We start from the raw sequence: 15616 nt of genomic DNA, 5'->3' as shown, positions 1-15616 counted from the left end.
ACAATAAGAGTAAGGCAAATGGCACTGTTACGAGTTGAAAAGAACAATGGTATTGCAACGGTTTACCTTAACCGTCCAGAAAAACGCAACGCCATGAGTTTTGCGTTATTAAAAGAGCTGGTGGCAACTGCAAAGAAAATTGAAAAAGACCGTTCGATTCGTTGCGTCATTTTAACGGGTGAGGCACAGGTATTTAGTGCGGGTATTGACCTATCTGACCTGAACAACCCTAAAAATACCGCATTTGCCGCATGGGAACTGATCAAGCCAGGTCAAAGCCTGTTTCAGAAAGCATTCCTGATTTGGCAAAACCTGCCAATTCCAGTGATTGCCGCCATTGAGGGTTATTGCTTTGGGGCGGGCATGCAGCTTGCGCTTGCTGCGGATATCCGTATTGCAACGCCAAACACGCAAATGTCGATTATGGAAAGTCGTTGGGGACTGGTTCCAGACATGGGTCTCACCCGCTCATTAAAAGGACTGATCGGCGTTGATTTAGCCAAGGAACTTACCCTGACCGCACGTGTCTTTGACGCAGAATACGCCAAAGAAATTGGTTTGGTCACACATCTGGACAACAATCCGTTGGCAAAGGCCAATGTGATTGCACAGGAAATGCTACAACGTTCCCCTGATGCCATCATGGCAGCGAAACGGGTACTAGATGCCATGGAACACCAGCCAGAAAAGGCACTACGTTTAGAAAAGTTATGGCAGCTTAAACTTTTGTTGGGTAAAAACAGTAGTCTCGCACGCAAGAAAGACAAGAATCCTGAGATTCAATTCTTACCGCGTCAGTATAAGTAATTACAGTTTGGATAAGTTCACATGCATGTTGATCAACAAACACCCATCGCTTTTTTAGGTATGGGGTTAATGGGAAGTCGAATGACAACCCGATTATTACAAGCGGGTTATACGGTGGCAGTTTGGAACCGTAGTCCTCATGCATGTGAGCCACTTATTCAACAGGGCGCGGCAACTTTAGCGTTGGAAGATATTGGAAATTATCCTGTCATTTTAACCTGTCTGGCTGACGATCAGGCAGTTCAAAGTGTTTTTACCCAAATCCAGCCTTATTTACAAGCCAGGCAAGTCATTGTTGATTTCTCCAGCCTATCCGTTTCAGCAACTCAGCAACTGGCGCAATCTTCCCAGCAGCAAGGTGTCATCTGGATTGATTCCCCTGTTTCAGGTGGAACAATCGGTGCTGAACAAGGAAGTCTGGTTATTTTTGCAGGTGGAGATGCTGAAACGATTCAACAACTCAGTCCAGTTTATCAAGCACTATCGCAGCGTGTGACCCGTATGGGTGAAACAGGGACTGGACAAGCCACCAAAATTTGTAATCAATTAATTGTTGCAGCAAATAGCACGTTGATCGCAGAAGCGGTTGCATTAGCGAGCCAAGCAGGTGTAGATACTAACTTGCTTGCCCCTGCTCTCGCGGGCGGTTTTGCAGATTCTAAACCATTTCAAATTTTAGCTCCTCGTATGGCAACCCATACTTTCGAGCCTGTGCAATGGAAAGTACAGACCTTATCCAAAGACCTTAACAATGCATTAAAACTTGCACATAGTTTTAACTTAAATATACCTGTTGCACAAAAAGCTCTACTACAGTTACAAGCCCACCAAGAAAACGGCTTTGCTGAGAAAGATTTAGCAACTATCATTCAATATATAGAACAATAATAATTGATTGAAGGAGATTGAATATGAGCCATCTTGCAGTCAATTTGTCTATGATTTTTAAGGAAGTCCCTTTGATTGAGCGTTTTGCTTTAGCTCATACACATGGCTTCCAACATATCGAAATTCAGTTTCCATATGAATTAGAAATTTTTGATATTCAAACTCAGCTTGAACAATACGATCTCTCACTTTGCCTCATTAATGTGCCTGCTGGCGATTTAATGCAGGGCGGTAATGGGTTAGCGGGTATCCCAGGACGAGAGGTGGAGTTCCATCATGCACTTGAGCTGGCAATTCACTATGCCACAGCATTGGATGTTCCACGTGTGAATATTTTAGCGGGCAAACAGCCTTTAGACGCTGACCTGCTCCCTTGTTTAAACACCCTATCAAGCAATCTCAAACTGGCCTGCCACATGCTGACAGAGCAAGGGATTGAACCTGTTTTTGAAATGATCAACGGCACCGACATGCCACGCTTTTTGGTGCAGAATATTGCACAGGCACAGGAAATGCTGGAGGCTATCAACCATCCTGCACTGAAAATGCAATATGACTGCTACCATATGGCCATGATGGGTGAAGATGTTTTGACTGGTTTGCAAGAAAATTTGCATCAAATTGGTCATATTCAATTTGCTGATTGTCCAAGCCGAAACGAACCTGACACAGGAAATATTCCCTATAAGCAAATTTTTGACTGGTTACGTCAAAGTGACTATCGAGGTTATATTGGTGCAGAATACCGACCAAAAACTCAATCAGATCAATCTTTTGCATGGAAAGAAAAGTACTTTTCCAATGACGTGAATACATAAACTGTTACTGCTGAAATTTGAATTTTATAGAGAAAAACGCTATATTTGACGATGAGCAATTGTCAGGAAAATATACCCTCTATGAATTTAGAACCATCGCCCAGCGCTTCTAATTCTCACGACCTAAAAATCAAAACAGCAAACAAAGATGTACATGCTTGTTTAAAAGTTGTACATGAAGCCCTTACTGATGTAAAAGCCAAAGATATTCTAGAACTTGATGTAAGTTCTATTAGTAATATTGCCGATGCAATTGTGATTGCAAGTGGCACCTCAACCCGTCATGTTAAAGCCCTTGCGGACAATGTTGCTGATGAAGCACGTAAAGCAGGTTTTCGCCCAATTGGTGTTGAGGGTGAAAGAGACGCTGAATGGATCCTCATTGACCTTGGTTTCGTTGTGGTACACGTGATGTTGCCAACAGCCCGTAAATTCTATGACCTTGAAAGTTTATGGCGCGCACCTGAATCCGTTGCCTAAAGCTTAAGAAAAGCGACCAATAAGGTCGCTTTTTTCATTCCTACAACAACTGGCTTAAGTCGACTGCTGGATAATGCTGTTTTATTTCATGCTTAATCTGTGCATACAGTTGATCCGCCTTGCCTGGACCATAAAAACTACAGTAGATCGCATACAGCGTTGTAATCATAACCGCATAAGCCTCTTTCGGCATTTGCATCAAACACTGTTTCTCTGAACCTGCAATATACCAATATCCAGCAAGTAAACGATGTTTCTTCATCTTGCCCTGAATCTCTTCCACAAAATCCAGATAATCAGGTTGACTGACGCCTTTTAACACGCCCATCACAAAGTCATGGAACACCTGAAACAGGTCCAGTGTTTCGGGACTTGTCTCAGCGGCCATAACTGGTTTATCCGTTTTTACCTTGAGGCGTTCCTGTTTCTCAACCACCGAAATTTCATGCAATACCTGCCGCAACATCTCCTTGCGTTGCAAGCGCAGGTCATCACTGGTACAAATTTCACTGAGAAAACGATTTAATACAAAGGATGGCTGGTGACCATATTCACTTTCCCAGTACTGTAAAACACGTTGCAAAACGGTATCTGGCAAGAACTGTGCAAGCCCCTTTTCCACTGCCAGCCTTTTTTGTTCAATGCTTAATTCAGCCATAACAATCACCTCCCTTAATGGCGATGAGTGATATTTTCGGTTTCAAAAGTGACATCCCTCTGAAACTCTGGGTATGACAATTCAGCATGTTCAGTATAATCCAGCCCCCGTTGTTCATGTTGCGGGGAAACCCTTAAGCCACCAAGAACCTTGTCGAGCACCTTAAACATGATAAACGCAGCACCAAAGCCCCAGACAAATGCGGCCCCCACACCCAAAGTCTGAACTGAGATCACATCAAGGTTAAACGGTTTCTCCAGAAAGAAGATACCTGCGGCAATGGTTCCCCATGCTCCACACACCCCATGTACTGCAACAGCATCCACCACATCATCCAGCCGCATCTTTTCAATCAACAAAGGTACAAAAGTCATCAGCAAACCTGCTATAGCGCCTGTGATAATCGCAAATACGGGGGACATGGTGGCACAACCCGCCGTGATTGAAACCAGACCGCCCAGTGATGCGTTAATAGTATTGCGCATGAGCACCGCCTTGGATTGAAGCAAGGCCAGAACCATATACGTTGCAGCCGCAGCACAGGCAGCCAAATGCGTGTTGAGGGCAATACGTCCAATGCTCACACTTGCAGCAACCGTGGATGCCGCATTAAACCCAAACCACGCAAACCATAGCACAAAGCCACCCAATGCCACCAAGGGCAGATTATGTCCTGCCAAAAAATGACTTTGCCCCTTACGGCCAAAGCGTCCCAAACGTGGTCCCAACACAATAATGCCTGCGAGTGCCACCCATCCACCAATTGAATGCACCACAGTTGAACCAGCAAAATCAATAAACCCCAAAGCTTTCAGCCAGCCATCACCACCGAACAGGCCGCCCCATGCCCAGCTACCAAATACAGGGTAAATGATGCCACTTACAAAAACCGCACTGACCACATAAGCCACAAAATGTATTCGCTCTGCCATGGCACCGCTGGCAATCGTGGTGGCTGTCGCCGCAAACATCATCTGAAAGAACAACAGGTTCCAGTGCCAGTCATCCAGTTGATCTGGCATGAAATGACTGAGTCCGATCCACCCTGTTTGATTCAGGCCAAACATCAGGCCAAAGCCAAACAGCCAAAAAATAAGTCCTCCAATACAGGTATCCATATAGTTCTTCATGAGTACATTCACGGTATTCTTACTACGAACAGATCCGCTTTCGATTAAAGCAAATCCTGCTTGCATAAAGAAAACTAAAATTCCTCCAACGACCACCCACACGCTATCCAGAGAAATACGGATTTCCTGAATATTTGTCGTGGTTTCAGCAGATGCATGGGAGGTGAGAGATAGTAAAAACAGCAATACTAAAATTATACTTTTCATAGAATTCCCCTAAAAAATCATCTAATCCAATGCAAAAAAAATGCCAAAATAAATTATTTTTTCCTTTTAATAATTCATCGATTTATATTTATAGGACTTACGCATTGACGGATTCAAAAAAGTATTAAAATAGTTTATAAAGTATCTGTGATCAGACGAACTAAACATGCTTCTACAGCAACTTGTACATTACCCATTTATATGGGCTTTCTCATGACAGAACCGAACTCTATTAGCTGCACACAACTTGCCGAGACTTATAATATCTCGCATGATAGTGTAAATCGCTTTCTAGAGCGTGAAGACTACACACCTCACGACCTATATCAAGAAGCAATTCAACATATTGATAATAATAAACTTATAGTCAGTATTGATGATACTGTTTTAGATAAACCATATAGTCAACATATGGACTTAGTTAGCTATTTTTGGTCAGGCAAACACCACCGATCCGTCAAGGGTATTAATCTCATTACCTTGTATGCGACAGATCAGAATGGTCAAAATATTCCAATTAATTTCCGAATTTATGACAAATCTGAGGGTAAAACCAAGAATGATTACTTTATGGATATGTTAAGTGAAGTACTTAGTTGGGGTGCAAAGATTCAATTTATTACAGGTGATAGTTGGTATTCATCGACTGCAAATCTAAAAACCATAAGAAAACATGGTATTCGATTTATGTTTGGTATCGACTGTAACCGTAAGGTTTCCCCAGAAAAAGGACAATGGTTTCAACTGCGTTTATTGCCAAATTTCCATCAGGGTCAAGTGGTCTGGCTCAAAGATTTTGGCTTTGTACAATTATTTAAGACTCAGTTAAAAGAACAGCAGAGGTTTTATATTGTGCATCAAGATGAAGATGATTTATTGTCCTTTGAGGGTTTTCATGAATTACATTCAAGTCATTGGAAAATAGAACAATATCACCGAGTGATTAAACAGGTTTGTCATATTGAAAAGTTTCAAGTAAGACGATCTAAACTGATTTTGAATCATATTTTTTCAGCCTTGATGGCCTACGTCGAGATACAAAAGAACCAGTTTGAGGGGATCTTTGAAAATGTATATCATTGGCAGAAGAAATTATTTAGACCAATGATCAAAAACTTCATTGATGACTTTATTCTCGATAAAAATCATCTGCTACCACAGAGAGTCTATAAATAACAGTGCGTAAGTCCTAATTTATTCATCATAAAAAAATGATCTAAACTAAATACTTAATATCCAAACCTTTATACACCTTTTATCAACAACAATCTCTTCTTCCATTTCAAATTTGACATGACAAGTTGTCAAAATTAACGCACTATAGGACCTGCTTTAAAATTCATCAAATAAAAAGCATTATTGGAGTAGATGAAGTGAAAATTCTAATTACAGGTGCAAATACAGGTATTGGTTTTGCCACAGCGGAAGAGTTGGTAAAGCAGGGACAACATGTCATTCTTGCCTGCCGTAATCCGCAAAAAGCGCAAATTGCACAAGATAAATTGCGTGCATTGGGTCAGGGGCAGGTTGATTTGGTTTCCCTCGATTTAAACAGCCTTGAATCAACCCGAAAAGCAGCGGATGAAATTGCAGACCGCTACGGTAGTCTTGATGTCCTGATTAACAACGCAGGACTATTTGCCAAGACCAAGCAGCTGACGCAAGATGGTTTTGAACAACAGTTTGGTGTGAATTATCTAGGCCATTTTCTACTGACACATAAGCTGATTCCTGTCTTGGAACAGGCACCAAAAGCTCGCATCATCCACCTTGCTTCAATTGCACATTGGGCAGGTTCAATCAAACCGAATAAGTTCCGTGCTGAGGGTTTTTATAATCCCCTGTTCTATTATGGTCAATCTAAGTTAGCGAATCTTTTATTCAGTAATGCTTTAGCTGAACGTATGGCGAATAGCACCATTACCAACAACTCACTACATCCAGGGGGTGTTGCCTCTGATATTTATCGCGAACTGCCAAAACCTGTTTATGAAGTGATGAAAATTGGTTTAGTGCCGACCTCAGTTCCTGCAAAGTTGATTACGCAAATGGCGACTGGAGATGATTGGGCAAAGCGTAATGGAGAATATGTCAGTGCACACATGCCAGACTGGAAATCACCACATGCTAAAAACCAGCAACTTGCCCGTGATCTTTATACACAATCCATGAATCTTGTAGAAAAATACCTTTAATAAATATGCGCTAACAAAAAAGCCACCTAACGGTGGCTTCTTCAATCCTGATGAGGTCAGATTAGTGACCACCACCATTGATTGCTTTTGTCATATCTTCAACAACTTTCTTCGCATCACCGAAGATCATCATGGTTTTTTCATTGTAGAACAAATCATTGTCTAAGCCAGCATAACCTGTTGCCATAGAACGCTTGATCACCATAATGGTACGAGCTTTGTGAGCTTCAAGAATCGGCATACCATAGATTGGTGAACTTGGATCATCTTTCGCCGCTGGGTTAACAACGTCATTCGCACCGATTACCAGTACCACGTCAGTTGCTGGGAAGTCAGAGTTGATCTCATCCATTTCCAAGATGTCTTCATACGCGACATCAGCTTCAGCTAACAATACGTTCATGTGACCAGGCATACGACCCGCAACTGGGTGAATCGCAAAGCGAACTTTTACGCCCTGTTCTTTTAAGATTTCACATAATTCTTTAACTGCATTCTGTGCACGACCTTGCGCCATACCATAACCTGGTACAATCACAACACTGTCTGCATTTGACATCAAGAAACCTGCGTCATCTGCTGAACCAGAACGATAGTTACGTTGAACTTGTTCGCCTTTGTCCGCTGTAGCAACTGCTGCACCACCCATTGCACCACCAAACAATACGTTGATGATTGAACGGTTCATCGCCTTACACATAATGTAAGAAAGAATCGCACCAGAAGAACCTACAAGTGAACCCGCAACGATTAACATATTGTTTTCTAGTGTGAAACCAATACCAGCTGCAGCCCAACCAGAGAATGAGTTAAGAAGCGATACCACAACTGGCATATCACCGCCACCAACTGGCGCAATCCAAACCCAACCAAATGCAAGTGCAAGTGCTGTCATCGCCCAGAAAGCAGTCATGTTATTCGTCAAGAAGAACATAATGCCTGCCGCAAGCATTGCAGCAAAGATAAGCGCTTGAACAGGTTTAACCCATGCACCAGAAATCGTTTTTGCCCATTTTTTAGCAGCTAATTTACCGTAAGCAAATACTGATGCTGTAAATGTAATCGCACCAACGAAGCAACCTACAAACAATTCAAATAAATGAACTTTGCTCATATGAGCATGCTGTACGCCAGCAGCAGTCAAAGCAGCTTCATTTTCAGCAAACAATGCTGTTAATTGGTTGTTGTGTAAAATCGCTGCAATCGCAATTAATACCGCAGCCAAACCAACTAATGAGTGCATTAAAGCCACTGTTTCAGGCATTTGTGTCATCGGAACAGTTCGCGCACGAGCGATACCAACCACACCACCCAATACCATCGCACCAACGATCATCCAAACAACTGGATGTTCTGCAACAAAGAATGTTGTCACTACAGCAATCGCCATAGCGATCATGCCGTAACGGTTACCTGCGATTGCAGTTTTAGGACCTGACAAACCACGCAAAGTTAAGATAAAAAGGACGGCACCAATCAGGTAGAACCAATCCGCATAGTCTCGAATAAATTCCATCTATTAGCCCTCTTTTTTCTTTTGCTTCGGCTTGAACATTTCAAGCATACGAGCAGTTACAGCGAAGCCACCAAAAATGTTGATACTTGCCAAGAACACAGCAATCGCACCCAAGATGCTTACAACATTTACGCTTTGGAAAGCTACATTGGCATCAACACCAATCACAGGCATACCCACGGTTTGGATCATTGCCCCAACGATAATGATTGAAGACAATGCGTTCGTTACCGCCATAAGTGGTGTATGTAACGCAGGTGTTACTCCCCAAACTACGTAGTAACCTACGAAGATGGCAAGGACGAAAATTGTAATCGTTTCAACCATGAGAACTCTCCTTAACCGCGCTTGAGCAGTACTTGACCGCCATGAGTCACGAGTAACGCTTTTTGGATTTCATCTTCTTGATTGATCGCAAAGTTTTTGTCTTTGTCGAATAATGTTTCAAGGAAGTTAAAAACGTTACGTGCATACAATGCAGATGCTTCAGTTGCAACTGTGCCTGGAATGTTTGGAATACCCAAAATTTTCACGCCATTTTCAGTAACAACAGTTTCGCCTTCTTTAGAACCTTCAACGTTACCGCCCGTTTCAACTGCCATATCTAAAATAACAGAACCCGGTTTCATCTTGGCAACAGTTTCAGCTTTGATCAGACGCGGAGCATTACGACCTGGAATCAATGCAGTCGTGATTACGATGTCAGCATTTGAGACAGCTTTATCTACAATCGCAGCTTGATCCTTGATGTATTGCTCACCCGGCTGCCAACCATATCCACTTTTCGCAGCTTCAGCAGCACGTTGTTTTTCTTCATCGGACATTGGTACGTCTAACCATTTACCGCCTAAAGACTCAACTTGTTCTTTAGCAGTTGGACGTAAGTCAGTTGCTTCCACAACTGCACCTAAACGTTTTGCAGTCGCAATCGCTTGAAGACCAGCAACACCAACACCCATGATCACGACACGCGCAGGTTTTACGGTACCCGCAGCAGTCATTAACATTGGGAACATACGTTGATATTCAGCCGCAGCTAGCAATACAGATTTATAACCTGCCAAGTTTGCCTGAGAAGAAAGTACATCCATGTTTTGTGCGCGTGAAAGCGTACGAGGAAGTAACTCTAAAGCAAAAGCAGACACTTGCTGAGCAGCAAACTGGTCCAGTTCTGGATTGCGGTAAGGGTCAAACATTGCAACCACAGTCGTATTCGCCGCAAGCTTTTGAATTTCTTCACCCTTAGGGGCACGTACCTTCAAAATAATTTGGCTACCTGTATATGCATCGTCTGTAATGGTTGCGCCAACTTGTTCATAAGCACTGTCAATATAGGCTGCTTTAACACCAGCGCCACGTTGAATGACAATGCTATGACCTGCGTTAATCAACTTCTTAACTGTTTCTGGTGTTGCCGCTACACGACTTTCACCTGCAACAGTTTCGGTTGGGATTCCGATCTGCATGAGCGTTCCTCAAGCTAGTTTTTCTTAAGTAAACATCGCGGATAGCAATGTTTCCCCCAGGAGTATTCTTTGTAGAATTTTGGATTCTAATGGAACTTTTTTAAAATTCCACCCACTATTTATTTAATAAATACCCATATTCTGAACTGATGATTCATATTGATATTGAAACCTTGTATGCTCATGATGTTAAGCTTTTGATAAAGCCAAGCTATTTCACCATGCATATACAATATAAAAATTTCATTCTCTCAGTATCTATCCGTTCATTTATATGCCTTGTGCGTTGTTTTCATTCAATGCCAAAGCGGTATAGATTAAATAACCCCATGTTTTATCGAGCATCATAGATAGAATACACAGCAACTCTTTAAACATTGTTCATATTCAGGCTTGGCTAAAACGGGTCTATGGACTGAAACCGCATCATAATCGTGCAGCTCTGTAGAGAAATTGGCTTACATAAACTTTTATTGGTTTTTTCGGCGACTATTTATTTCGCAAAGTACAAGGCCTATTTCAAGACATCAAAGTAGGTGTTATCAATAAATCTGAATTGTATGAATGTCATCCCTCAGAAAAACTAAAAAGAAATGTAAAAACTTGAATCGGCATTTTTTCAAGTGATATTTATGTAATTTTGTCTGATCAAAATAGATTTATTGCACAATATTGGTGCAAAAATTATTCTATTTTATTCATCATTTTATTTTTCTGATTCAGCAACAGTAAAATTTCCTGAAAATACGCCCCCCATTGATCGTTCTGCCAGACAATCATCAGGATTTCTCAGTGGACATTGTTCCATTGATAGGCAACCACAGTCAATGGTTATAGCCATGTTGTTATTGTGGAACTCAATATGCGTATCATCCATATTGCAGGTCAGAAAGAAGAAAACAAAAATGGTGAACTTTCCATTTTTTGACCAACAGGTACAACAACTCTTTTATAATATTCAACATGCTTTAATCGCCCCTCAGGCACAACTTTCAGATATAGCCGTTTTGCGTATGCTGATTGTTGACCATGATTCTGAAAAACTTCAGGTATTGGCAGGCATCATGCAAAGTTTGTGGAAAAATCATGCATTTCCTGTATGCACATTGATTCCTGTTTCTAGATTGGCATGAGCAGGAATGCTCGTTGAAATTAAAGCAACCGCATATACTGCATAAACCCGTGATAGAGAAAATTATGTCAGCCCCTCAAGATATTAGTCAAAATAAGGCCTTACTCTGGTTTATGGCTGCGGCGTGCGGTCTATGTGCAGGTGCCAACTATTATAGCCAGCCACTGATCCACTCCATTCAGCAGTATTTTGCCGTAACAGAAAGCCAGGCTGCCCTGACCGTCACTTTTGCACAGGTTTCCTATGCCTTGGGTTTGCTATTTATTGTACCAATGGGCGATGTGGTCAATAAGACCAAGTTTATTCCCCTACTCATGACTTTATGCGCTATGGGTCTGTTCCTGAGTGCATTCTCAATGAACCTGCCAATGTTATGGGTTGGAACACTACTGGTTGGGTTATTTTCCGTTTCGGCCCAAGTGCTGATTCCCCTCGCCACCATGACAGTACAGCCTGAAAAAACAGGCGAAGTTGTTGGCTTTCTCATGAGTGGTTTATTGGTGGGTATCTTGCTTTCGACCAGTCTAGCAGGATTGTTCTCCAACCTGTTTCACTGGAAAGTCATTTATGTGGTCAGTGGAGTCTTGATGCTGATATTGGCTTATGCGCTTAAAAGCCGCTTGCCTTACGTCATGCGCATGAAAATGAATTATGGGCAAATCTTTGTTTCGATGGCCCAACTCTTGAAGCAGGAAAAGCGCCTATTATTACGGGCACTTGCAGGTGGATTTGCCTTTGCGGCGGTCAGTATCCTGTATTCCACCATCGCGCTTCTGCTAAGCTCGGCCCATCATTTACCTGACCTAGTGATTGGGATGGTGAGTCTGGTGGGTATTTTTGGTGCCTTATCCACCCAGTATATTGGCCGATATGCTGATCAGGGCTACACCAGGCAACTGACCTGGATGGGCTGTGCCTTATTCATTATCAGCTGGATTTGCTTCTATTACGGGCAAACATTCCTCATCAGCTATATTGTTGGCTTTGCCCTGATCCAGTTGGCTTTGGCATTGGTACACACCAGCAACCAGAGCATTATTTTCCGCTTACGACCTGATGCAAAGTCACGTATCAATGCGATCTATATGACCGCTTATTTTATTGGAGGTGCCTGTGGTTCCGCACTTGGCATTTTTGCATGGAATCATGGCGGTTGGACCATGACCTGTTTGGCAGGCCTATGTCTGGTTCTTGCGTGTATGCTGTTTAGTTTACTGGATAACCTCTGAGAACTCGTGGTTTTCCGCCTGCTGTTACTGATGCAGAAATCATCACTATGCAAATAGTAGGTGAATTTCTTGGTTTAGATACAGACAAAAATATTTGGATGTATTTCAAAAACAATTGGTTAGAGTGGTTTCAAAAATTAGGATCTTATTCACCAGACTTCACTAATTCCTGATAGCGATAAAATGTATCTCTTGACACACCCATCACTTTGCATGCTCTAGATACATTCTGAAGCTCTTCAGCTAAATTGAGCAGACCTACTTTGTGTTTAATAATTTGATTGTTAGTATGCAACATAAGAAAGTTACCTTTGTTTGATTAAGATTTCGACACCTTTATCAAAACGGGTAACTTTCTCTTTTTCAAGAAGAATGTACGATCAAGTCTGAACTAATACAAAACTTTCTTTAATCCTCTTTCCCTCTGAACTCCAATTCAAGTAATGATCATTGGTGAATTAACCTCAAAACTCGTATAATGCTGCCCTTTGCTTGCCTATCCAGATCCGAGAGCCTTTTATGCAATCACTTGAGTCATTAAAGCCACGCATTTCCGTTGCCCCGATGATGGATTGGACAACCAAAGACTACCGTTTTTTTGCCCGCCTATTTAATCCAAATGTCGTTTTATATACCGAGATGGTCACTACAGGTGCGATCATTTATGGTGGCGCCAACCGCCATTTGGATTTCAACAAGGAAGAACATCCCATTGTGTTGCAGCTCGGTGGCTCAAATCCACAGGAACTGGCGACCTGTACCAAAATGGCTGAAGATTGGGGTTATAACGAAGTTAATCTGAATGTCGGATGCCCAAGTGACCGTGTCCAGAACAATAAGATTGGTGCATGTTTAATGGCTGAACCAGACTTGGTGGCTGAATGTATTCATAGTATGCAAAAAGCAGTGTCGATTCCTGTCACCGTGAAACATAGGATCGGAATTGATGACATGCAGTCTTATGAAGAAATGCTGCATTTTGTTGACACTGTTGCGGCAACGGGCTGTACTCACTTTATCGTGCATGCGCGGATTGCCATTTTGCAGGGCCTGTCTCCAAAAGAGAACCGTGAAGTACCACCCTTACGTTATGAAGATGTCTATCGTCTCAAGCAGGAACGTCCTCACCTGACCATTGAAATCAATGGTGGCATCAAAACCTTTACAGAAACGCAGCAACATTTACAGCATGTCGATGGGGTGATGATTGGCCGTGAAGCCTACCACAATCCTTATTTATTAGCTGAAATGGGTCAATTGTGGAATTTGGAAGCACCAAATCGTTTTGACATCATGCAGCAGATGATGCCGTATATTCACCAGAGAGTAGCTGAGGGCGCACCACTTTCAATTATCACACGTCATATTCTGGGATTATTCCAGAACTTGCCAGGTGCACGTAAATGGCGTCAGGCACTGAGTGGTGGCAATGCAAAAACCATTACCGATATTGACAATGCCATTCAGAATATTCAGGCAGCCATGCAACGTACTGAAGACTACATAACAGAACATCAATCCTGATTGATGTTTCACAAAAATGTGACATAAGTCACATCAAGAAATATCATTTTACAAATATTAAGATTCAAATTGATGGAAATATAAGCTATTTAAAATTAAGAAAATCTTCAAAAAGTTTTCTTAAATAATTTATTATAAAAACCCCAAATTGTTATATTATTACATTACATTTTAGTTTTTTTAAAATTTATCGCTTACTATGTGCCGCGTACGGATTCTGGCACACGTTCAGTTTTTTTGAAAATGCGGTAGAGATTTACAATGATTTATGATGTACCTTCAGTTGACCACAGCATAATATATCCACCAGCACATCAACTGGTTATTCCTTATCGGGAGATTCCAAGGCTGCCATCAACGCCAACCATTGATGTAAGCAAGTTTTCTGAAAAGTTAACCACGCGTGCGTCCTATCGTAGCTCATCCCAGTGCGCCAAATTCGTTAGGATCGCCCTGCAATCTGCGGGCGCCAATATTGTTCAGCATCCTGTCGCTGCATCAGACTGGGGCCGTACCTTGCAGCAGATTGGTTATCAAAAAATCACACCTGAGTTTAATAATCCACAACCAGGTGACATTTATATTATTCATCGCACCAAAAAACATCGTTATGGACATATTGCAGGTTTTACAGGTTCGCAATGGGTTTCTGATTTTAAACAAACCAGCTATGACGTGTACAAAGATCCCAATGTCACCTACAGCTATTACCGCCTGGCACCACAATATCCGCAGGCTTAATTTATTGGGCTGTTTAAGCCCTGATTTTATCCAGCTTCTTCATGACTTCAGCCACCGCAACCATTGCAAAGCTTGAAGTCACCACCACCGCCGATCCATAGCCACCACAGCGCAAACCTGCAGTTGCACAAACATCAGCGCTTGAAAACGGATTGTCGATGGAGTAAATGCAGGTAATTCCAAACTTGTCTTTCGGCTTTTTACAAATGCCTTTGGAACGTAGTTGTGTGCGTAGTTTGGCAAGCATTGGGTCCTGTTCTGTTTTGGATAAGTCCGCCACCCGAATCTTGAGGGGATCGAGCTTTCCACCTGCACCACCTGACACAATCAACGGGATTTTGTTAAAACGGCAGTGCAGTATCAAAGCCAACTTAGCTTTGACATCATCAATACAGTCTAAAACGATGGTTGGGACAGGATCCAGAATCTCTTTGACATTCTCAGGTGTGAGATAGTCATCAATCACATTGACTTTCATTCGTGGATTGATTTGACGGCAACGTTCCGCCATCACCTCAATTTTTTCCTGTCCCAGTGTTGAACTCATTGCAGGCAGTTGACGGTTGATGTTGGATGCGGCAACCACATCCATATCCACCAGCGTCAGCTCACCAATGCCTGTACGTGCCAGTGCCTCAACCGCCCAGCTTCCCACACCGCCAATACCAATCACCATGACATGGCTTTGCTCATAGTGTGCAAATGCATTTTCTCCATAAATTTTGGCTACGCCAGCGAAACGGCGGTCATATTCATCATTTTGGAGATCGGTCATAACAGTCGTGGTCTATCTTTTCAGTCAAAGCAGTATTTTAGCGTGTTTAG

Annotated in this window: 15 protein-coding genes and 4 pseudogenes; 11 read left to right on the top strand and 8 right to left on the bottom strand. The window is 42.2% G+C overall.

The window, feature by feature from the left end; all coding sequences use genetic code 11:
* The first annotated feature begins 18 nt into the window (after positions 1-18).
* The 4 genes from F967_RS03610 (at position 19) to rsfS (ending at position 2993) form a co-directional block, all read left to right on the top strand.
* Complete coding sequence (locus F967_RS03610) at positions 19-807, top strand: crotonase/enoyl-CoA hydratase family protein (RefSeq protein WP_004760809.1); 789 nt, start codon at positions 19-21, stop codon at positions 805-807.
* A 21-nt stretch (positions 808-828) separates the two neighbouring features.
* Complete coding sequence (locus F967_RS03605; protein WP_004798254.1) at positions 829-1695, top strand: NAD(P)-dependent oxidoreductase; 867 nt, start codon at positions 829-831, stop codon at positions 1693-1695.
* Positions 1696-1718: 23 nt separating this feature from the next.
* On the top strand, positions 1719-2513 hold the full coding sequence (locus tag F967_RS03600) for a hydroxypyruvate isomerase family protein (RefSeq protein ID WP_004798253.1): 795 nt from the start codon (positions 1719-1721) through the stop codon (positions 2511-2513).
* 81 nt (positions 2514-2594) lie between these two features.
* Positions 2595-2993, top strand: a complete 399-nt coding sequence (gene rsfS / locus F967_RS03595) for a ribosome silencing factor (protein WP_004760805.1) — start codon at positions 2595-2597, stop codon at positions 2991-2993.
* Positions 2994-3033: 40 nt separating this feature from the next.
* On the opposite strand, the gene F967_RS03590 is transcribed toward rsfS, so the two are convergent.
* Both F967_RS03590 and F967_RS03585 read right to left on the bottom strand, forming a co-directional pair.
* Positions 3034-3651, bottom strand: a complete 618-nt coding sequence (locus F967_RS03590; protein ID WP_004798252.1) for a hypothetical protein — start codon at positions 3649-3651, stop codon at positions 3034-3036.
* A gap of 14 nt (positions 3652-3665) precedes the next feature.
* Positions 3666-4988: an ammonium transporter gene (locus tag F967_RS03585; protein ID WP_004798251.1), complete on the bottom strand. Its 1323-nt coding sequence runs from the start codon at positions 4986-4988 to the stop codon at positions 3666-3668.
* 147 nt (positions 4989-5135) lie between these two features.
* Here F967_RS03585 and F967_RS03580 point away from each other — a divergent pair, with 147 nt between their 5' ends.
* Both F967_RS03580 and F967_RS03575 read left to right on the top strand, forming a co-directional pair.
* Complete coding sequence (locus tag F967_RS03580; protein WP_081399068.1) at positions 5136-6164, top strand: IS701 family transposase; 1029 nt, start codon at positions 5136-5138, stop codon at positions 6162-6164.
* Positions 6165-6361: 197 nt separating this feature from the next.
* Positions 6362-7183: an SDR family NAD(P)-dependent oxidoreductase gene (locus F967_RS03575; RefSeq protein WP_004681726.1), complete on the top strand. Its 822-nt coding sequence runs from the start codon at positions 6362-6364 to the stop codon at positions 7181-7183.
* A 61-nt stretch (positions 7184-7244) separates the two neighbouring features.
* Here F967_RS03575 and F967_RS03570 read toward each other — a convergent pair whose 3' ends face one another.
* The 4 genes and pseudogenes from F967_RS03570 to F967_RS13570 form a co-directional block, all read right to left on the bottom strand.
* The gene (locus F967_RS03570; RefSeq protein WP_004678361.1) at positions 7245-8699 is read right to left on the bottom strand and encodes an NAD(P)(+) transhydrogenase (Re/Si-specific) subunit beta; all 1455 of its coding nucleotides are present in this window, start codon (positions 8697-8699) and stop codon (positions 7245-7247) included.
* A 3-nt stretch (positions 8700-8702) separates the two neighbouring features.
* Positions 8703-9026 carry a proton-translocating transhydrogenase family protein gene (locus tag F967_RS03565; RefSeq protein WP_004678363.1) on the bottom strand — a complete coding sequence of 108 codons (324 nt, stop codon included), beginning with the start codon at positions 9024-9026 and terminating at the stop codon, positions 8703-8705.
* Positions 9027-9037: 11 nt separating this feature from the next.
* Positions 9038-10165: a Re/Si-specific NAD(P)(+) transhydrogenase subunit alpha gene (locus F967_RS03560; RefSeq protein WP_004756075.1), complete on the bottom strand. Its 1128-nt coding sequence runs from the start codon at positions 10163-10165 to the stop codon at positions 9038-9040.
* Between the two features lie 684 nt (positions 10166-10849).
* A pseudogene (locus F967_RS13570) lies at positions 10850-10994 on the bottom strand (redox-sensitive transcriptional activator SoxR); the annotation flags it as partial.
* Here F967_RS13570 and F967_RS03555 point away from each other — a divergent pair.
* From F967_RS03555 to F967_RS13565, 3 genes and pseudogenes are all read left to right on the top strand, one after another.
* Positions 10992-11298, top strand: a pseudogene (locus F967_RS03555) (Rid family hydrolase); the annotation flags it as partial. The pseudogenes F967_RS13570 and F967_RS03555 overlap by 3 nt on opposite strands.
* A 64-nt stretch (positions 11299-11362) precedes the next feature.
* Entirely contained in the window at positions 11363-12526 is a 1164-nt protein-coding gene (locus F967_RS03550; protein ID WP_004681734.1) for an MFS transporter, read from the top strand.
* Positions 12520-12687 (top strand): annotated as a pseudogene (locus F967_RS13565) (IS982 family transposase); the annotation flags it as partial. The gene F967_RS03550 and the pseudogene F967_RS13565, both read left to right, overlap by 7 nt.
* On the opposite strand, the pseudogene F967_RS13560 reads toward F967_RS13565, so the two are convergent.
* Positions 12678-12824, bottom strand: a pseudogene (locus F967_RS13560) (helix-turn-helix domain-containing protein); the annotation flags it as partial. The pseudogenes F967_RS13565 and F967_RS13560 overlap by 10 nt on opposite strands.
* A 221-nt stretch (positions 12825-13045) precedes the next feature.
* Between F967_RS13560 and dusA the strand changes: the two are divergent.
* On the top strand, positions 13046-14050 hold the full coding sequence (gene dusA / locus F967_RS03545; RefSeq protein ID WP_004798243.1) for a tRNA dihydrouridine(20/20a) synthase DusA: 1005 nt from the start codon (positions 13046-13048) through the stop codon (positions 14048-14050).
* 261 nt (positions 14051-14311) lie between these two features.
* A complete protein-coding gene (locus F967_RS03540; RefSeq protein ID WP_004760795.1) occupies positions 14312-14791 on the top strand; it encodes a CHAP domain-containing protein in 480 nt (159 codons plus the stop codon).
* A 13-nt stretch (positions 14792-14804) separates the two neighbouring features.
* On the opposite strand, the gene F967_RS03535 is transcribed toward F967_RS03540, so the two are convergent.
* Positions 14805-15566: a tRNA threonylcarbamoyladenosine dehydratase gene (locus F967_RS03535; protein ID WP_004798240.1), complete on the bottom strand. Its 762-nt coding sequence runs from the start codon at positions 15564-15566 to the stop codon at positions 14805-14807.
* Positions 15567-15616: the final 50 nt, after the last annotated feature.

The sequence above is a fragment of the Acinetobacter sp. CIP 102637 genome, assembly GCF_000368425.1.
GTDB lineage: Bacteria > Pseudomonadota > Gammaproteobacteria > Pseudomonadales > Moraxellaceae > Acinetobacter > Acinetobacter parvus.
Note: the sequence above shows the minus strand (reverse complement) of the source record. Positions and strands in the feature narration are given on the sequence as shown.